The sequence below is a fragment of the Pseudomonas sp. SWI36 genome (assembly GCF_002948105.1).
GTDB classification, from domain to species: Bacteria; Pseudomonadota; Gammaproteobacteria; order Pseudomonadales; family Pseudomonadaceae; genus Aquipseudomonas; species Aquipseudomonas alloputida.
Map to the genome: position 1 here is coordinate 761194 of NZ_CP026675.1, position 15008 is coordinate 776201.

General features: G+C 63.9%; 15 protein-coding genes. All 15 read right to left on the reverse strand.

Going from position 1 to position 15008, the window contains the following annotated elements; all coding sequences use genetic code 11:
• A complete protein-coding gene (fliN, locus tag C4Q27_RS03750) occupies positions 1-468 on the reverse strand; it encodes a flagellar motor switch protein FliN (protein ID WP_104887843.1) in 468 nt (155 codons plus the stop codon).
• A 47-nt stretch (positions 469-515) separates the two neighbouring features.
• Complete coding sequence (gene fliM / locus C4Q27_RS03755; RefSeq protein WP_003254418.1) at positions 516-1484, reverse strand: flagellar motor switch protein FliM; 969 nt, start codon at positions 1482-1484, stop codon at positions 516-518.
• Positions 1485-1493: 9 nt separating this feature from the next.
• The gene (fliL, locus tag C4Q27_RS03760) at positions 1494-1991 is read right to left on the reverse strand and encodes a flagellar basal body-associated protein FliL (protein WP_064491804.1); all 498 of its coding nucleotides are present in this window, start codon (positions 1989-1991) and stop codon (positions 1494-1496) included.
• Positions 1992-2209: 218 nt separating this feature from the next.
• A complete protein-coding gene (locus C4Q27_RS03770; RefSeq protein ID WP_104886516.1) occupies positions 2210-3475 on the reverse strand; it encodes a flagellar hook-length control protein FliK in 1266 nt (421 codons plus the stop codon).
• Between the two features lie 71 nt (positions 3476-3546).
• Positions 3547-3894, reverse strand: a complete 348-nt coding sequence (locus C4Q27_RS03775) for an Hpt domain-containing protein (RefSeq protein ID WP_004577674.1) — start codon at positions 3892-3894, stop codon at positions 3547-3549.
• 48 nt (positions 3895-3942) lie between these two features.
• Complete coding sequence (locus C4Q27_RS03780; RefSeq protein WP_010955086.1) at positions 3943-5634, reverse strand: fused response regulator/phosphatase; 1692 nt, start codon at positions 5632-5634, stop codon at positions 3943-3945.
• Positions 5635-5642: 8 nt separating this feature from the next.
• Positions 5643-5948 (reverse strand): STAS domain-containing protein, encoded by a 306-nt coding sequence (locus C4Q27_RS03785; protein WP_003254426.1) that lies wholly within the window; start codon positions 5946-5948, stop codon positions 5643-5645.
• A gap of 309 nt (positions 5949-6257) precedes the next feature.
• On the reverse strand, positions 6258-6710 hold the full coding sequence (gene fliJ / locus C4Q27_RS03790) for a flagellar export protein FliJ (protein WP_003254427.1): 453 nt from the start codon (positions 6708-6710) through the stop codon (positions 6258-6260).
• Between the two features lie 6 nt (positions 6711-6716).
• A complete protein-coding gene (gene fliI, locus C4Q27_RS03795; protein ID WP_010955088.1) occupies positions 6717-8072 on the reverse strand; it encodes a flagellar protein export ATPase FliI in 1356 nt (451 codons plus the stop codon).
• Positions 8062-8859 carry a flagellar assembly protein FliH gene (fliH, locus tag C4Q27_RS03800; RefSeq protein ID WP_104886517.1) on the reverse strand — a complete coding sequence of 266 codons (798 nt, stop codon included), beginning with the start codon at positions 8857-8859 and terminating at the stop codon, positions 8062-8064. The genes fliI and fliH overlap by 11 nt, the downstream gene beginning before the upstream one ends.
• 162 nt (positions 8860-9021) lie before the next feature.
• Entirely contained in the window at positions 9022-10041 is a 1020-nt protein-coding gene (fliG, locus tag C4Q27_RS03805) for a flagellar motor switch protein FliG (RefSeq protein ID WP_003254434.1), read from the reverse strand.
• Positions 10034-11812, reverse strand: coding sequence for a flagellar basal-body MS-ring/collar protein FliF (gene fliF, locus C4Q27_RS03810; RefSeq protein ID WP_064491808.1), 1779 nt, complete (start codon positions 11810-11812; stop codon positions 10034-10036). The genes fliG and fliF overlap by 8 nt, the downstream gene beginning before the upstream one ends.
• A 15-nt stretch (positions 11813-11827) precedes the next feature.
• Complete coding sequence (gene fliE, locus C4Q27_RS03815) at positions 11828-12160, reverse strand: flagellar hook-basal body complex protein FliE (protein ID WP_003254438.1); 333 nt, start codon at positions 12158-12160, stop codon at positions 11828-11830.
• A 263-nt stretch (positions 12161-12423) separates the two neighbouring features.
• Positions 12424-13779 carry a sigma-54 dependent transcriptional regulator gene (locus tag C4Q27_RS03820; protein WP_104886518.1) on the reverse strand — a complete coding sequence of 452 codons (1356 nt, stop codon included), beginning with the start codon at positions 13777-13779 and terminating at the stop codon, positions 12424-12426.
• Positions 13779-14996 (reverse strand): PAS domain-containing sensor histidine kinase, encoded by a 1218-nt coding sequence (locus C4Q27_RS03825; RefSeq protein ID WP_104886519.1) that lies wholly within the window; start codon positions 14994-14996, stop codon positions 13779-13781. The genes C4Q27_RS03820 and C4Q27_RS03825 overlap by 1 nt, the downstream gene beginning before the upstream one ends.
• Positions 14997-15008: the final 12 nt, after the last annotated feature.

A 15008-nucleotide genomic window follows, 5' to 3' on the forward strand; every position in this document is an offset into this window, starting at 1 on the left:
TCAGCGCAGCTTCTTGATACGTTCGCTGGGGCTGATCACGTCGGTCAGGCGGATGCCGAACTTTTCGTTGACCACGACCACTTCGCCATGGGCGATCAGCGTGCCGTTGACCAGCACGTCGAGCGGCTCGCCGGCCAGGCGGTCGAGCTCGATCACCGACCCCTGGTTGAGCTGCAGCAGGTTGCGGATGTTGATCTCGGTGCTGCCCACTTCCATGGAAATGTTCACCGGGATATCCAGGATCACGTCCAGGTTCGGGCCTTCGAGGCTGACATTTTCGTTCGGCTTCGGCGAGCTGGCGAATTCTTCCATCGGCAGGCGGCCCGGGCCGCTGCTGCTGCCGGAGTCCCCGCCCAGCAGTGCATCGATGTCGGCCTGGCCGGCAGAACCGGTTTCTTCCAACGCTGCGGCCCACTCATCGGCCAGTGCCTGGTCCTCTGGGGAGGTGATCTCGTTTTCGTTAGCCATGATTTCCTCGACAGGCATTCAATTCGTTGTAAGCGACCGGCACACCGTCAGCGGCGTTCGATCGGGTCGATGATCTGCAGGGCCAGGTTGCCCTTGTGCGAGCCCAGCCGCGCCTTGAACGCTGGCACCCCGTTAGCGCGCAGCACCAGGTGCTCGGGCAGCTCCACCGGGATCACGTCACCCGGCTGCATGTGCAGGATATCGCGCAGCTTCAGCTGGCGTCGGGCGACCGTGGCGGTCATTGGCACGGCCACGTCCAGCACGTCCTCGCGCAGGGCCTTGACCCAGCGCTCGTCCTGGTCGTCCAGGTCCGACTGGAAACCGGCATCGAGCATTTCTCGCACCGGCTCGATCATCGAGTACGGCATGGTCACGTGCAGATCGCCGCCGCCACCGTCCAGTTCGATGTGGAAGGTGGACACCACCACCGCCTCGCTGGGGCCGACAATGTTGGCCATGGCCGGGTTGACCTCGGAGTTCATGTACTCGAAGCTGACCGGCATGATCGCCTGCCAGGCTTCCTTGAGGTCGACGAAACACTGGTCCAGCACCATGCGCACCACACGCAGTTCGGTCGGGGTGAACTCACGCCCTTCGATCTTGGCGTGGCGGCCATCGCCGCCAAAGAAGTTGTCCACCAGCTTGAACACCAGCTTGGCGTCGAGGATGAACAGCGAAGTGCCGCGCAGCGGCTTGATCTTGACCAGGTTGAGGCTGGTGGGCACGTACAGCGAGTGCACGTATTCGCCGAACTTCATTACCTGCACGCCACCCACGGCCACGTCTGCGGAGCGGCGCAGCAGGTTGAACATGCTGATACGGGTATAGCGGGCGAAGCGCTCGTTGATCATTTCCAGGGTCGGCATGCGACCCCGCACGATACGGTCCTGACTGGTCAGGTCGTAGCTTTTGATACTGCCAGGCTCGGATGCACTCTCGGTCTGCACCAGCCCGTCGTCGACACCGTGCAACAGGGCATCGATTTCATCCTGGGACAGCAGGTCCTGTACGGCCATTGCGGACTCCTACTGCAATACGAAATTGGTGAACAGCAACTGGTCGATGACCGGCTTGCCGACTTCCTTCTGCGCCACTTCCTGGACCACCGCGGTGGCCTTCTGGCGCAGCATCTCCTGCCCTACCGGGCTGCTGGCGAGGGTGTCGAACCCTTGCCCGGAGAACATCATCACCAGGTTGTTGCGGATCACCGGCATGTGCACCTTGAGGGCATCCAGGTCGGCCTGGTTACGCGCCTGCAGGGTGATGCTCAGCTGCATGTAGCGCTGGCGGCCGTTCTGGTTGAAGTTGACCACGAAGGCGGGGGTCAGCGCCTCGTATATCGCCGCTGGCTTGACGTTGCTGGCAGTGGCCTCGGCGGCCGGAGCCGGCTCGCTCTTGTGCATGATGAACCAGGTAGCGCCCACCGAAAGGCCGATCGCCAGCAACAGGCCGACGACAGCCAGCAGGATCAGCTTGAGTTTGCCTTTAGTGGCGGGGTCTTTGACTGCTTCGCTCTTCGCCATGCCAATAATCCGTCGTCCATCGGGGGTTCAAAGGAGAATGGCTTGGCTTGAGCAAGTGTTATGCCAGATTTTGCAGGGGATGGATTCCAGCAGGTTTTGCGGTGCTGGCTTCTTCGCGGGCACGCCCGCTCCCACAGGTACTGCACAGGGTTCGAAATCAACGAAATTCCTGTGGGAGCGGGCTCGCCCGCGAAGAAGCCAGCCCAGGCCAACAGTTATCAGGCGTAGTAATCGACCGCACTGTCGCCGACAACCACCTGCTGCTCCAAAGGCCGGGCGCTATCGACCGCTTCGGCCCCACCCTGCTCGGCCCGGCGCGCCGCCACCCCGGAAAGGTTGCTGCCCTGGGCCTGCCCCTGCTGTTGTTGCTGCCCGCGCGACTGGTCAGCCACGTTGACATCCGGCTGCGCCAACCCCTGCTGGGCAAACAGTTCGCGCAGGCGGTGCACCTGGCTGTCGAGGGCGTCACGTACGCCGGCGTGGCCGCTGATGAAGGTGACTTGGGTGGCCTGGTCCGCCGCAACATTGACGCGAATGTCGAGGCGACCGAGTTCTGCCGGCTCCAGCTGGATATCAGCCGACTTGAGGTTCTGGCTGGACAGGTACATGACCCGGTTGACCAGGCCCTCGGCCCAAGCGTTCTGGTTCATCGGCAATGGCTGATGCAGCGGGTTCGCAGTGGCCGGCACGGCGTTGGCGGTCTTGGCCGTGGCCGCCTGGGTCAGGCTGGCCAGGCGGTTGGCAAAATCATCGATGCGGGTGTCGCCGCTGGCGCTCTTGGTGTCTTTCAGGCCGTCTTCAAGCAAGGCGCCAAAGGCCTTGCCACCGGATTCGGCGCTTTCGCCATCGGTATTCTCGACCAGATTCGCCAAGGTATTGACGGCTGCCTGCCCTTCCTCGCCCTGAGCCTGGGCAGCATCAAGGGCATGTGCCGAGGTGCCCCCCTTGGCCTGGGCACTGTGCTCCAGCGCCAGGCGCAGGGTCGGCAGGTTGGCCAGGGGGTCAGCATCTGGATCGAAGGCCTCCTCGGCGGACGGCTCTTCAGGCAGTGCCGCGGCAGCCTGGGTTTGCGCCGTGGCCGCCTGCAGCACGGGCGCCACTGCCTCGGCCTGCGCCTGGATCAGCTGTGCGCCAGGCTGGGCATCAGTGACCTGACCGGCCACCAGGCTGGCATCACGCACACCCGTCTCGGCCTGGGCCGAATCCTCTTCTGGCAACTTGTTGCCGTCATCGGCAACTGCAGCTTTGCCAGCCGGGTCTTTCTTGCCGCCAGCTGCCGCATCAGGTTTGTCCTTGGGCTTGGCCTGAGCGACCTTGTCGTCCTGCCCGGCAACCTTGTCGCGGCCCTGCCTGGCCATCACCTGGCCAAAGGCATCGCCCTTGTCACCCAGCGCCTGCAGCGGTTTGTCCGCCTGCACGGTGGCCGAACGCGAGGTTTTGGCAATGGCACTGGCTTGCAGCAAAGGGTTGGGTGCGACAGGCATCGAGCGGTCTCCGCGCCAGAAACAAAAAATCATTCAGGCAGAGACAGGCAAGACTCGCGCCAACTCGCGTATCAGCCTGCGGAAATACGTTGCTGCTCACCACGGTAAAAGTGCTGCACTACGACGAATTCCATGTCGATGCGGCTGATCAAGTCTTCAATACCGTACAACGGGGGCCGCCGCGCGCGCTCTTCGAGCTGCTGACACAGGCTGGCCAAGGCCACCGCGCCCATATTGCTGCTGCTGCCCTTGAAACTGTGGGCTGCTGCGCCAAGCTCCTCGGCGCTTTTGGCCGCGTGCAACTGCCCAAGACGCCGCTCCGAGTCGTCCAGAAAAGTCTGCACCAACTGCAGGTAGCCATCTTCCATGACCTCACGCAGGTCACTGAGTACCTTGTGGTCAATATGCATGTCAGTCACTTGTTCACTCCTTGATCAAGCCAGATTATGCCCGAGCCAACCCGTGGCTCACCATACGAACTCCACATGCGCGCAACGCCCGCCCTCACTCCAGCGAGCGTCACTGGCCAACTGCCGCACCAGATTCAGACCGCGGCCGCTCAGCCCCTGGTCCGGCGAAGGCCGCGCAAGCACGCGCTGCACGTCGAAGCCGGCACCGCTGTCGCGCACTTCGATCATCAGACGCCCACCGCCGCCATGCGGTTCAACCTTGAAATCGATGCTTACAAAGCCTTCGGTCAGCGAGCCCAGGCGCCGGGCACGCTCCTGGTAATAGTCGGTAAAGCCTTGCACATCGCGTTTGAGCTGCGAGTCCAGGCCCAGCACACCATGCTCCAGCGCATTGGAATACAACTCGCTAAGCACACTGTGCAGGTTGCCGGTACGTGCGCGCAGGCCATGAATTTCCTGCAACAACTGCACCAGGTACGGCACAGGGTTGAAGCGTTTCAGGCTTTCGCCACGCACCTCGAAGCTCAGCGACCAGTCCAGCGGGCTGGAGCGGCCACTATCAGAGTAGATCATCGGGGCCGCCACCCGCTCCTCGGCAGTGAACATGCGAATATCGCACAAGCTGATGTCATCGCGTGGCTGCCCACCAAAACGCTCCAGGGCCAGCATCAGCTCATCGAACAACTTCACCGGGTCGCGGTTGTCGGCCAGCACCGCGCGCAGGCGCTGTACGCCAAACAGGCATTCCTGGTCGTCGGCGGTATCGATCACACCGTCTGACAGCAGCAACAGGCGCTCGCCCGGTGCCAGCGGCAACACCTCCGTGCTGTCATCGAAACGCTCAGCGGCCAGAATGCCCAGCGGCAGGTGCCGCGAACTCAGTGCCGACAGCACTTGGCCATCCACCGACAGGCGATAGCCATCAGGCATACCGCCATTCCACACCTCCACCGAGCCGCGCTGCATGCTGAGGTTGAGCAGCAGCGCACAGCAGAACATATCCACCGGCAGGATGCGCTTGAGCTTGGCATTCATCTCGCGCAGGATCTGCGCCATACCGTAGCCCTTGGCGGTCATGCCGTAGAACACCTCAGCCATCGGCATGGCGCCGACCGCCGCCGGCAGGCCGTGACCGGTGAAATCGCCAAGCAGCACACGCATGTCGCCGGCCGGGGTAAATGCCGCCAGCATCAGGTCGCCATTGAACAGCGCGTAAGGCGATTGCAGGTAGCGAATGTTGGGTGCAGAAAGGCAACCAGAGTGGGCTACCTTGTCGAACACCGCCTTGGCGACCCGCTGCTCGTTAAGCAGGTGATGGTGATGCCGGGTGATCTGGTCACGCTGTTCCAGTACCGTTGCCTGCAAGCGACGCAGGCGGTCCATGGCGCGAATCTTGGCAGCCAGGATCACCGCGCTGTAGGGCTTGGCCATGAAATCATCGCCCCCCGCCTCCAGGCAACGCACCAGGCCTTCTTCTTCATTCAGCGACGTCAGAAAAATGATCGGCACCAGCGCTTCGCCAGCCAATGCCTTGATCTGCCGCGCCGCCTCGAAGCCATCCATGACCGGCATCAGGGCGTCCAGCAGCACCAGTTGCGGGCGCCGCTCGAGGTACAGCGCTACCGCCTGCTCGCCGTTTTCAGCGGTGAATACCTGATGCCCCTGGCGGCGCACGATCTGCGCAAGCAGAAGGCGATCGACAGCACTGTCTTCGGCGACCAGCACGGTTAACGCCTGTTCGGCCGGCATGTCGGCGCTCAACTGATATCGAAGAGTTTTTCGAAATTGGAGATGGCGAGGATCTTGCGCACGTCGGAGCTGGCATGCACCACCCGCACATCCGACTCGTCGCCGCCCGCGTGGTCGCGCAGCAACAGCAGCATGCCGAGCGCGGAGCTGTCGAGGTAGGTGGTGTCCTTCAGGTCGACGACCACCGAATCCGGCCGCCTGGGCTGGCGTTCGTAGGCGTCGCGAAACTCCTGATGCTTGCCGAAATCGAAGCGCCCCTTGATCTTGATGGTCAGCTTTTTCCCGTCCTGCGAAAAATCAGTCTCGACTGCCATGCTAGCGATTCCTTCGATGATGGCGGATGCAACTGCTTTAAGGTTTAGCAGGCGATGGTGGGGGAGGCAAGCGGATGCAGGCTCACGGCTTTGATGGCCTGTACCGGCCTCTTCGCGGGTGAACCCGCTCCTACAATCAATCGGTGGTGTCGCCCCATACCGTGGTAGGAGCGGGTTCACCCGCTAAGAGGCCGGACCTGCCAGCCAACATACCCGGTCATACACCGTCGCAGCCGCCACCGCATTCGCGGGCAAGACCTCTCATTTGTTTCGGGCCAATTATTCCGCTGCAAGGCCTGCGGAGAACACCTATAGATGGTTTTGCCGCGGCAGGCGCTGCGACAGCTCATCCAGCAAGCGCTGCTCGCGCTTGTCTTCAGCGCGCCGGGCCTCGTCCTGGTAGCGCTGTACCAGCTTGCGCAAACCTTCCACCCGGGCATAGGCCTGCTGCCAGGTACCACGGGCGTTGTTGAGGTTGTTCTGGTGCCAGACCAGGCTCTGGCGCTGCTGGGTCATGGCCGTTTCCAGCTGCCCCAGAAAGCGCTGGTAATTGACCAGCCAGCTGCCATTGACCCCTTGCCCGCCGCGGTTGATCCACTGCAGCTGGTAATCCTCGCGAAAGCGCTCCAGCTCGGCCAGCTTGGCCTGGGCCGTGGCCACCTGCTGCTGGAAATGGCCAAGGCGCTGAGCCGCCTTGCGCTCGGCCTCTTCGGCCATGTCCACCACCGGCGCCAGGCGCGCGGCACGTCCGGGCAGCGCCATGGCTTATCAACCTGCCGGGGGCGTGAAAATCGCCCCCAGCTGTTCGCGGCTCTGCGCCATGCCCACGTTCTCGCGCAGGCCCTGGCGCAGAAACTCAACCAGCTTCGATTGCAAGGCAATGGCCAGGTCAGTCTCCGGATCACCGCCGGCTACATAGGCACCCACGCTGATCAGGTCGCGGCTTTGCGACAGGCGCGACCACAGTTGCTTGAACTTCTGCGCCTGGCGCAAGTGGTCGGCATCGACCACTTGGGGCATGACCCGGCTGATCGACGCTTCGATGTCGATGGCCGGGTAATGGCCTTCCTCAGCCAGCCGACGCGACAGTACAAAGTGGCCGTCAAGCACGCCCCGCGCCGAGTCGGCGATCGGGTCTTGCTGATCGTCGCCTTCAGACAGCACGGTATAGAACGCAGTGATCGAACCACCGCCTGGTTCGCCATTGCCTGCCCGCTCCACCAGCTTGGGCAGCTTGGCGAACACAGAGGGCGGGTAACCCCGGGTGGCTGGCGGCTCGCCGATGGCCAGGGCAATTTCCCGCTGGGCCTGGGCGAAACGGGTCAACGAGTCCATCAGCAACAGCACATTCTTGCCTTTGTCGCGGAAGTACTCGGCAATGCGCGTGCAATACATGGCGGCGCGCAGGCGCATCAGCGGCGCATCGTCGGCCGGCGAAGCCACCACCACCGAGCGCTTGAGGCCCTCTTCACCAAGGATGTGCTCGATGAATTCCTTCACCTCGCGCCCCCGCTCCCCGATCAGGCCGACCACGATGATTTCGGCTTCGGTGAAACGGGTCATCATGCCCAGCAATACCGATTTACCCACACCGGTACCGGCGAACAGGCCTAACCGCTGGCCACGGCCGACGGTAAGCAGGCCGTTGATACTGCGAATGCCCACATCCAACGGCTTGCTGATAGGGTCGCGGTTGAGCGGGTTGATCACCGGGCCGTCCATCGGCACCCAGTCCTCGGCCTTCATCCCGCCCTTGCCATCCAGCGCACGGCCGGCGCCGTCGAGCACCCGGCCCAGCATGCTCATGCCCATGGGCAGGCGGCCGCCGTCATCCAGCGGGACGACCCGGGCCCCCGGGGCAATCCCGACGATGCTGCCCACCGGCATCAGAAACACCTTCGGCCCGGCAAAGCCCATGACTTCGGCCTCGACCTGCACGGGGTGATAACTGTCATCGTTGATCACCAGACAGCGGCTGCCCACTGCAGCGCGCAGGCCTTCGGCTTCCAGGGTGAGGCCGACCATACGCAGCAAACGGCCTTCGACGATGGGCTGGGCCGGCAGCTCGATGGCCTCAGCGTAAGTGCCCAGGCGCTTGCCGAAGCTGGTGCGTTCAAGGCGCATCTGGGCTGTCCACGGTACGCTCGACCGGCGCGTCCAGGTCTATCGACATGTCTGGCGCCGCCGGGTGCAGGGAATGATCGTGCAACTGGTCGAACAGCTGCGCCACCGCTTTTTCGATACGCGTTTCCATGGTGGCATCGATACGGCTGTGGGCCGTCTCGATGCGGCAACCACCCGGTAGCAGCGCGCTGTCTTCCAGCAGCCGCCAGTTCTCCTCATGGCGTTCGCGCAGGGCCTTGGCCAGCTCGAAATCCTGCGGGTTGAGGTGGATGCGGATATTGTCCGCACCCATGGGCAGCAGCTTGAGCGCTTCGCGCAGCACTTGGGTGATCTGGCTGGAATCGTTGCGCAGCTCGCGGCCGATCACCTGGCGGCTCATGTGCGCGATAAGGTGCACCAGGCTTTTCTCGATCTGCGTGTCCTGCTCGGCAATCGGCTCCATCAGGTTGGCCATCAGCCGCTCGAGGCTGTCGAGTTTGGTTTTCAGGGCCTCTTCGGCCTCCTGGCGAACCTTGAGCTGGGTGCTGTGGAAGCCCTCGCGCTCACCGGTTGCGAAGCCCTCGTTGTAAGCCTCCTGACGGATGGCTTCGAGCTCTTCCAGGGTCAACGGCTGGACTTCTTCCAGCGGCACTTCCTCGACTTCCTCGATGACCTCGGGCTCAGGCTCAGGCTCCGGTTCGGGCTCCGGTTCCGGTTCCGGGTCGAAGCTTGGCAGCGTCCACACATCCACGCCCTCGAGGTCGCGGGCACGGATCAGGTCGCTGGGGTGGTGTTCTTTGGTGGGCATGCTGTCATGTTCTCAAACCATGTTCGGCCGACACGGTCCCTTGTAGGAGCGGGTTCACCCGCGAATGCGTCGGCAGCGACAACCTCGATTGCCAGGACCGACGCCTTCGCGGGTAAACCCGCTCCAACAAAAGGCGGCGTCGGCTATGGGATCGCGAATACCTTAGATCATTTCCTCGGCGCCCTTGCCGCCGAGCACGATCTCGCCGGCCTCGGCCATGCGCCGGGCAATGGTGAGGATTTCTTTCTGCGCGGTTTCCACGTCGCTGACCCGTACCGGCCCTTTGGCCTCCAGATCGTCACGCAGCAGTTCCGAAGCACGTTTGGACATGTTCTTGAAGATCTTGTCCTTGACCCGCTCGTCGGCACCCTTGAGCGACACCACCAACACGTCGGAGGACACTTCGCGCAACAGCGCCTGGATGCCCCGGTCGTCGACGTCGGCCAGGTTGTTGAAGACGAACATCAGGTCTTCGATCTGCTCCGACAGGTCGCTGTCGATTTCGCGGATCGCGTCCATCAGTGCGCCTTCCACCGAGCTGTCGAGGAAGTTCATGATGTCGGCAGCACGCTTGATACCACCCAGGGTGGTGCGCGCGGCGTTGGAGTTGCCCGAGAACTGCTTCTCGAGGATCTGGTTCAGCTCCTTCAGCGCCGCGGGTTGCACGGTGTTCAGCGATGACACGCGCAGGACGATGTCCAGGCGCACCTTGTGGTCGAAGTTGCTCAGCACTTCACCGGCCTGGTCCGGGTCGAGGTAGGCGACCACGATGGCCTGGATCTGCGGGTGCTCGTAGCGGATCACGTCGGCCACGGCACGCGGCTCCATCCACTTGAGGCTGTCCAGGCCGCTGGTATTGCCGCCGAGCAGGATGCGGTCGACCAGGCCGTTGGCCTTGTCCTCGCCCAGGGCCTGGTTGAGCATCTTGCGGATGTACGCATCAGAACCGACGCCCAGGCTGGTCTGGTCGCCGACGATGTCGACGAACTCGCTCATCACCTGTTCGACCTGGTCACGGTGCACATTGCCCATCTGCGCCATGGCCACACCCACCCGCTGCACTTCCTTCGGGCCCATGTGCCGCAGCACCTGGGCCGCATCGGTCTCGCCCAGCGAGAGCAGGAGGATCGCCGCCTTGTCGACGCGGCTCAGCTTGGCGGTAACGGCTCGGTTATCACTCATCGGCGTTGATCCAGTCTTTCACGACCTGAGCCACACGGCCCGGGTCTTCGGCCACCAGGCCTTTGATTGCGTTGAGCTGTGCCTCGTAACCCTCGCTCGGGCTAGGCAGCAGAATGCTTGTCGGGCCACCCAGGCTGACGCGGTCGTTGGCCAGTTCGCCATCCAGACCCATCATGCCGCCCAGCTCCATGTCACTGTCCGGGGCAGCCTGCTTGCCGCCCCCGGTAATGTTGTTCAGCACTGGCCGCAGCACGCCGAACACCAGCACCAGGATGAACACCACGCCCAGCACCTGCTTGACGATATCCCAGAACCACGGCTGCTGGTAGAAGGCGATGTCGGCGATTTCCTCGCCACGGTCGGCGGCGAACGGCACGTTGATCACCGTCACGCTGTCGCCACGACTGGCATCGAAGCCAACTGCGTCCTGCACCAGGCGGGTAAAGCGCGCCAGGTCCTCGGCGCCCCATGGCGCACGCGTGGTATCGCCAGTGGCCGGGTCGATCTTGACCTGGTCGTCCACCACCACCGCTACCGACAGACGGGTCATGCGCCCCTGCTGCTGGCGAGTGTGGCTGATGGAACGGTCCAGCTCAAAGTTCTTGGTGCTCTGCTGACGTTTGTCTGACGGGTACGGCGCGAGCATCGGCTGACCGGTGGCCGGGTCCATGATCTGCTGGCCGTTGGCATCCACCAGCGGTTGGCCAGGCTGAATGGCGGCAGCCGGGGTAGCCGCGCCACCGGTGGTCTGCGGTGCCGAAGCGGCGCCTGGCGGCTGGTTGCTCAGCGCGCCAGGCACGCCTTGAGGGCCTTGGCTGCTGGCACGTTGTTCGTCAACCGACTGCTCGCTGCGCAACGCCGGCTGGTCGGGGTTGAACTGTTCGGAGGTGGACTCGACCGCGCTGAAGTCGAGGTCGGCGGACACTTCGGCCTTGTAGCGGTCGTTGCCCAACACCGGCTGCAGAATGTTGTGCACACGCTGGGTGAGCATGCTTTCCACCCGGCGGCTGTAGTCGAACTGCTTGCCGGCCTGGGTCAGCGCGGAATCCTGAATCTGCTCGGACAGCAGGTTGCCTTTCTGGTCGACGACGGTGACCTGGGATTTGTCCAGTTCCGGCACGCTGGTGGCGACCAGGTTGACGATGGCCATCACCTGCCCGGCTTCCAGTGCACGGCCTGGGTACAGCTCGACCAGTACCGAGGCGCTGGGCTTGCGTTCATCACGCACGAACACCGAACTTTTCGGGATGGCCAGGTGCACGCGCGCGGCCTTGACGTTGTTGAGGCTGGAAACGGTACGGGCCAGTTCGCCTTCCAGGCTGCGGCGGTAGCGGGTGGCTTCCATGAACTGGCTGGTGCCCAGGCCCTGCTCCTTGTCGAGCAGTTCGAAGCCGACATTGCCGTCGCTCGGCGCCACGCCGGCGGCTGCCAGTTTCAGGCGCGCACGGGAGAGGTCGTCGGCCTTGACCAGCAGGGCCCCCGAGTTGGGCTCCACGTTATAGGGGATGTCAGCAGCGGCCAGGGTGTCCATGACCTGCTTGGTGTCCATGCCCGACAGGCTGCCGTACAACGGACGGTAATCGGGTTGTTGCGACCACAGCACCACGGCAAAGCCGATGGCCACGCTGGCCGCCAGGCCGACCATGAGGCCGATCTGGCGCAGCATGGGCATCTGCGAGATGTTTTCCAGAAACGCCATGCCAAACAGCGGCGGCTTGGCCGCTGGCGAGCCAGCTTTGGCGGGGGCGTTTTCGACGACTGCTTCAGCCATGGGTTACATCCGTCCTCAAACCGGCATCTGCATGATGTCCTGGTACGCCTGGACCAGCTTGTTGCGTACCTGGGTCATGGCTTGCATCGACACGCTGGCCTTTTGCGAAGCGATCATCACGTCAGTCAGGTCGACGCCGCTTTTGCCGATTTCGAACGCGTTGGCCAGTTGGGTCGAGGCCTGCTGCGTCTCATGCACCTTGCCGATGGCCTGGCCGAGCATGTCGGCGAAGGTGCTTTGCCCTGGCGCCAGCTCGGGGGCGGCAGTTACCTTGGGCAGCGACATGGCATCGGCCTGCATGGCCCGCATGTCCAACATCAGACGATTGAATTCAACACCTTGGCTCATGACCCTTCTCTCTCCTGCGGCCGCATTTTTTTGACACTCATGCGGCGAATGACCTACCTAAAGCAACAAAGGTGCCAGCCTTCGCGACTAATTTCCCTGGGATCACACAATTCCTGTGGGAGCGGCCTTGCGTCGCGATAGGGACGCAAAGCGGCCCCAGGACTTCAGCTCCGCCGCAAAGATCGCCGGGGCCGCTTTGCGGCCCTATCGCGACGCAAGACCGCTCCCACAGAGGTCCGCGCCAGTTGCAGATGATTTGCCAGTCAGCCGAACAGACTGGCCTCGACGTCAAACCCGGCATCGCGCATCTGCGCCAGCTTGTAGCGCAACGTCCGCGGACTGATCCCCAGGCGTTCGGCCGCCTCTTTGCGGCGGCCGCGCTCGGCGCGCAGGGTGTCGATGATCATCTGGTACTCGTGGCGACGCATGTCATCCCCCAGGCCGCCGGCATCAGCAGCCACCTCGAGAGATGGCTCGGTGCCAGCCGACAATGGAATGGCGCCTGCCAGACAAAAATCCGCCGCCTCGATCACGCCACCCTGCTGCAGAATCAACGCCCGCTGCAGGGCGTTGTCCAGTTCGCGCACGTTGCCCGGCCAGGCATATGCCTGCAGGCAGGCCCGAGCCGCTGGCGAGAGGCGCACCGGGGCATGCTTCATCTTGGTCACATGGCGCGCCAGCAGGCGCTCGGCCAGCTGCAGGATATCGCCCGGCCGCTCACGCAGCGGGCGCCAGGCCAGCGGGAACACCGACAGGCGGTAGTACAGGTCTTCGCGGAAGCGCCCGGCCGCCACTTCGCCGGCCAGGTCGCGGTTGGTGGTGGCCAGCACCCGAATGTCCAGGCTGATCGGCTTGCGCCCGCCTACCCGCTCCACCTCGCGCTCCTGCAGCACACGCAGCAGCTTGGCTTGCAAGGCCATGGGCATTTCCGAGATTTCGTCGAGCAGCAGGGTGCCGCCTTCGGCCTGCTCGAACTTGCCCGCCTGAGCCGCGATAGCACCGGTGAAGGCACCCTTCTCGTGGCCAAAGAGGGTGGCCTCGAGCATGTTGTCGGGGATCGCCGCGCAGTTGATCGCCACGAAGGGCTGCGCCGCACGCGGGGACTGCTGGTGAATGTAGCGCGCCAGCACTTCCTTGCCAGTACCGGACTCGCCGGAAATCAGCACGGTCGAGTCACTGCGCGCCACACGGGCCGCCAGCTCCAGCAATTGGCGGCTGGCCGGCTCGCAGGCCACCGGCCCTTCTTCGCCGGTCACACGTCCGGCGGCATGCCGCTCCACGAGGTTGAGCAGCGCCTTGGGCTCGAACGGTTTGACCAGGTAGTCGGCGGCGCCTTGGCGCATGGCCTCGACCGCACGCTCGACGGCGGCATGCGCCGTCATCAACAACACCGGCAACTGTGGCTGCTGGCGGCGCAGCTGGCTCAGCAACTGGTGCCCATCCATACCGGGCATGTTGACGTCACTGACCACCAGGCTGAACGCGTCTTCGAGTACGGCCTCCAGCGCTTCTTCGGCACTGCCCACTGCCTGATAGGCGAAACCGCCGATTTCCAGGGTATCGCCCAGCGCCTGGCGCAATACGCGGTCATCCTCGACCAGCAGCACCTTGATTGCCATTACACCCCCTCCGCCAATTGCCCGTCGATCAACGGCAGCTCTACCCGCACGCAGGTACCACGGCCGACTTTCGAGCGCAGGTTGATCGTGCCCTGATGCGCACGCACCACCGCCTTGACCACGGCCAGGCCCAGGCCGGTACCGGTGGCCTTGGTGGTAAGGAACGGCTCGCCCAAACGGCCGAGCAAGCCTGCATCGATGCCGCTGCCGGCATCGCTGACGCACAGGTGCAAGCTACGTTCGCGGCGGTACAGGTGCACCTTCAGCCGCGCCGGGCCATCGCTGGCCTGCAGGGCATTTTCAATCAGGTTGAGCAAGGCGCCGACCAGCGTGTCGCGGTTGCACAGCAGCTCACCCAGATGACTGTCGCACTGCCAGCGCACGGCGTGCCCCTGCACATGCGCCTGGGCCGCCTGCTGCAGGGCCTGGAACAGCGCTTTCGGGGTCACCCGATCCCCCAGCGGCAACTCGCCACGGGCAAACACCAGCATGTCGCGCACCTGGTGTTCCAGCTCGTGCAGGCGTTCCTTCAAGGTTGCGGCGAAACGCAGGCGGGTTTCCGCGCTCAGCGTTTGCTCGCTATCGGCCAGGTGGCTGGCATACAGCATGGCTGCGGACAGCGGCGTACGGATCTGGTGAGCCAGCGAGGCAACCATGCGCCCCAACGACGACAGGCGCTCGTGGCGAGCCAGCTGGTCCTGGAGGCGACGGGTTTCAGTCAGGTCGTTGAGCAGCACCAATTGGCCAGGCTCGGCATCCAGCGAGCGGGTGGCGATCGACAGGCGGCGACCGTCGCGCAGCGAGACTTCGTGGCCGTCGTCCTTGCGCGGGGCAAAGCTACGGGCGATCACCTGGCGCCACAATTGGCCGATCAGAGGCTCACCGAGCAACTCGCAGGCGGCCGGGTTGGCTTCGCGCACCAGGCCCTGGCCGTCGATCACGATCACCCCGCCGGGTAGCAAGTCCAGCAGGTTCTGCAGGCGGTTGGCCAGGCGTTCCTTTTCACTCAGTTCGTCGATGCGCTGGGCGCTGACCACGGCCAGCTCACCTTTGAGCTCACTGACCCGGGCTTCAAGCAGGCTGTAGGACTGGCTCAGCTGGCTGGACACCTGATTGAACAGGGCGAAGGCTTGCGCGATACCCTGGCCGCTGTCCTGCGCGACCGGGGTTTGCCCCTGCTGATCGGGGGCTCGGGATACGTGGGCGGCCTGGGGCATCGTGCTCTCTCG

Coding starts and splice junctions, on each gene's coding strand:
- fliN (WP_104887843.1), bottom strand. CDS start 468: ATGGCTAACGAAAACGAGATCACCTCCCCAGAGGACCAGGCACTGGCC.
- fliM (WP_003254418.1), bottom strand. CDS start 1,484: ATGGCCGTACAGGACCTGCTGTCCCAGGATGAAATCGATGCCCTGTTG.
- fliL (WP_064491804.1), bottom strand. CDS start 1,991: ATGGCGAAGAGCGAAGCAGTCAAAGACCCCGCCACTAAAGGCAAACTC.
- C4Q27_RS03770 (WP_104886516.1), bottom strand. CDS start 3,475: ATGCCTGTCGCACCCAACCCTTTGCTGCAAGCCAGTGCCATTGCCAAA.
- C4Q27_RS03780 (WP_010955086.1), bottom strand. CDS start 5,634: ATGCCGGCCGAACAGGCGTTAACCGTGCTGGTCGCCGAAGACAGTGCT.
- C4Q27_RS03785 (WP_003254426.1), bottom strand. CDS start 5,948: ATGGCAGTCGAGACTGATTTTTCGCAGGACGGGAAAAAGCTGACCATC.
- fliJ (WP_003254427.1), bottom strand. CDS start 6,710: ATGGCGCTGCCCGGACGTGCCGCGCGCCTGGCGCCGGTGGTGGACATG.
- fliI (WP_010955088.1), bottom strand. CDS start 8,072: ATGCGCCTTGAACGCACCAGCTTCGGCAAGCGCCTGGGCACTTACGCT.
- fliH (WP_104886517.1), bottom strand. CDS start 8,859: ATGCCCACCAAAGAACACCACCCCAGCGACCTGATCCGTGCCCGCGAC.
- fliG (WP_003254434.1), bottom strand. CDS start 10,041: ATGAGTGATAACCGAGCCGTTACCGCCAAGCTGAGCCGCGTCGACAAG.
- fliF (WP_064491808.1), bottom strand. CDS start 11,812: ATGGCTGAAGCAGTCGTCGAAAACGCCCCCGCCAAAGCTGGCTCGCCA.
- fliE (WP_003254438.1), bottom strand. CDS start 12,160: ATGAGCCAAGGTGTTGAATTCAATCGTCTGATGTTGGACATGCGGGCC.
- C4Q27_RS03820 (WP_104886518.1), bottom strand. CDS start 13,779: ATGGCAATCAAGGTGCTGCTGGTCGAGGATGACCGCGTATTGCGCCAG.
- C4Q27_RS03825 (WP_104886519.1), bottom strand. CDS start 14,996: ATGCCCCAGGCCGCCCACGTATCCCGAGCCCCCGATCAGCAGGGGCAA.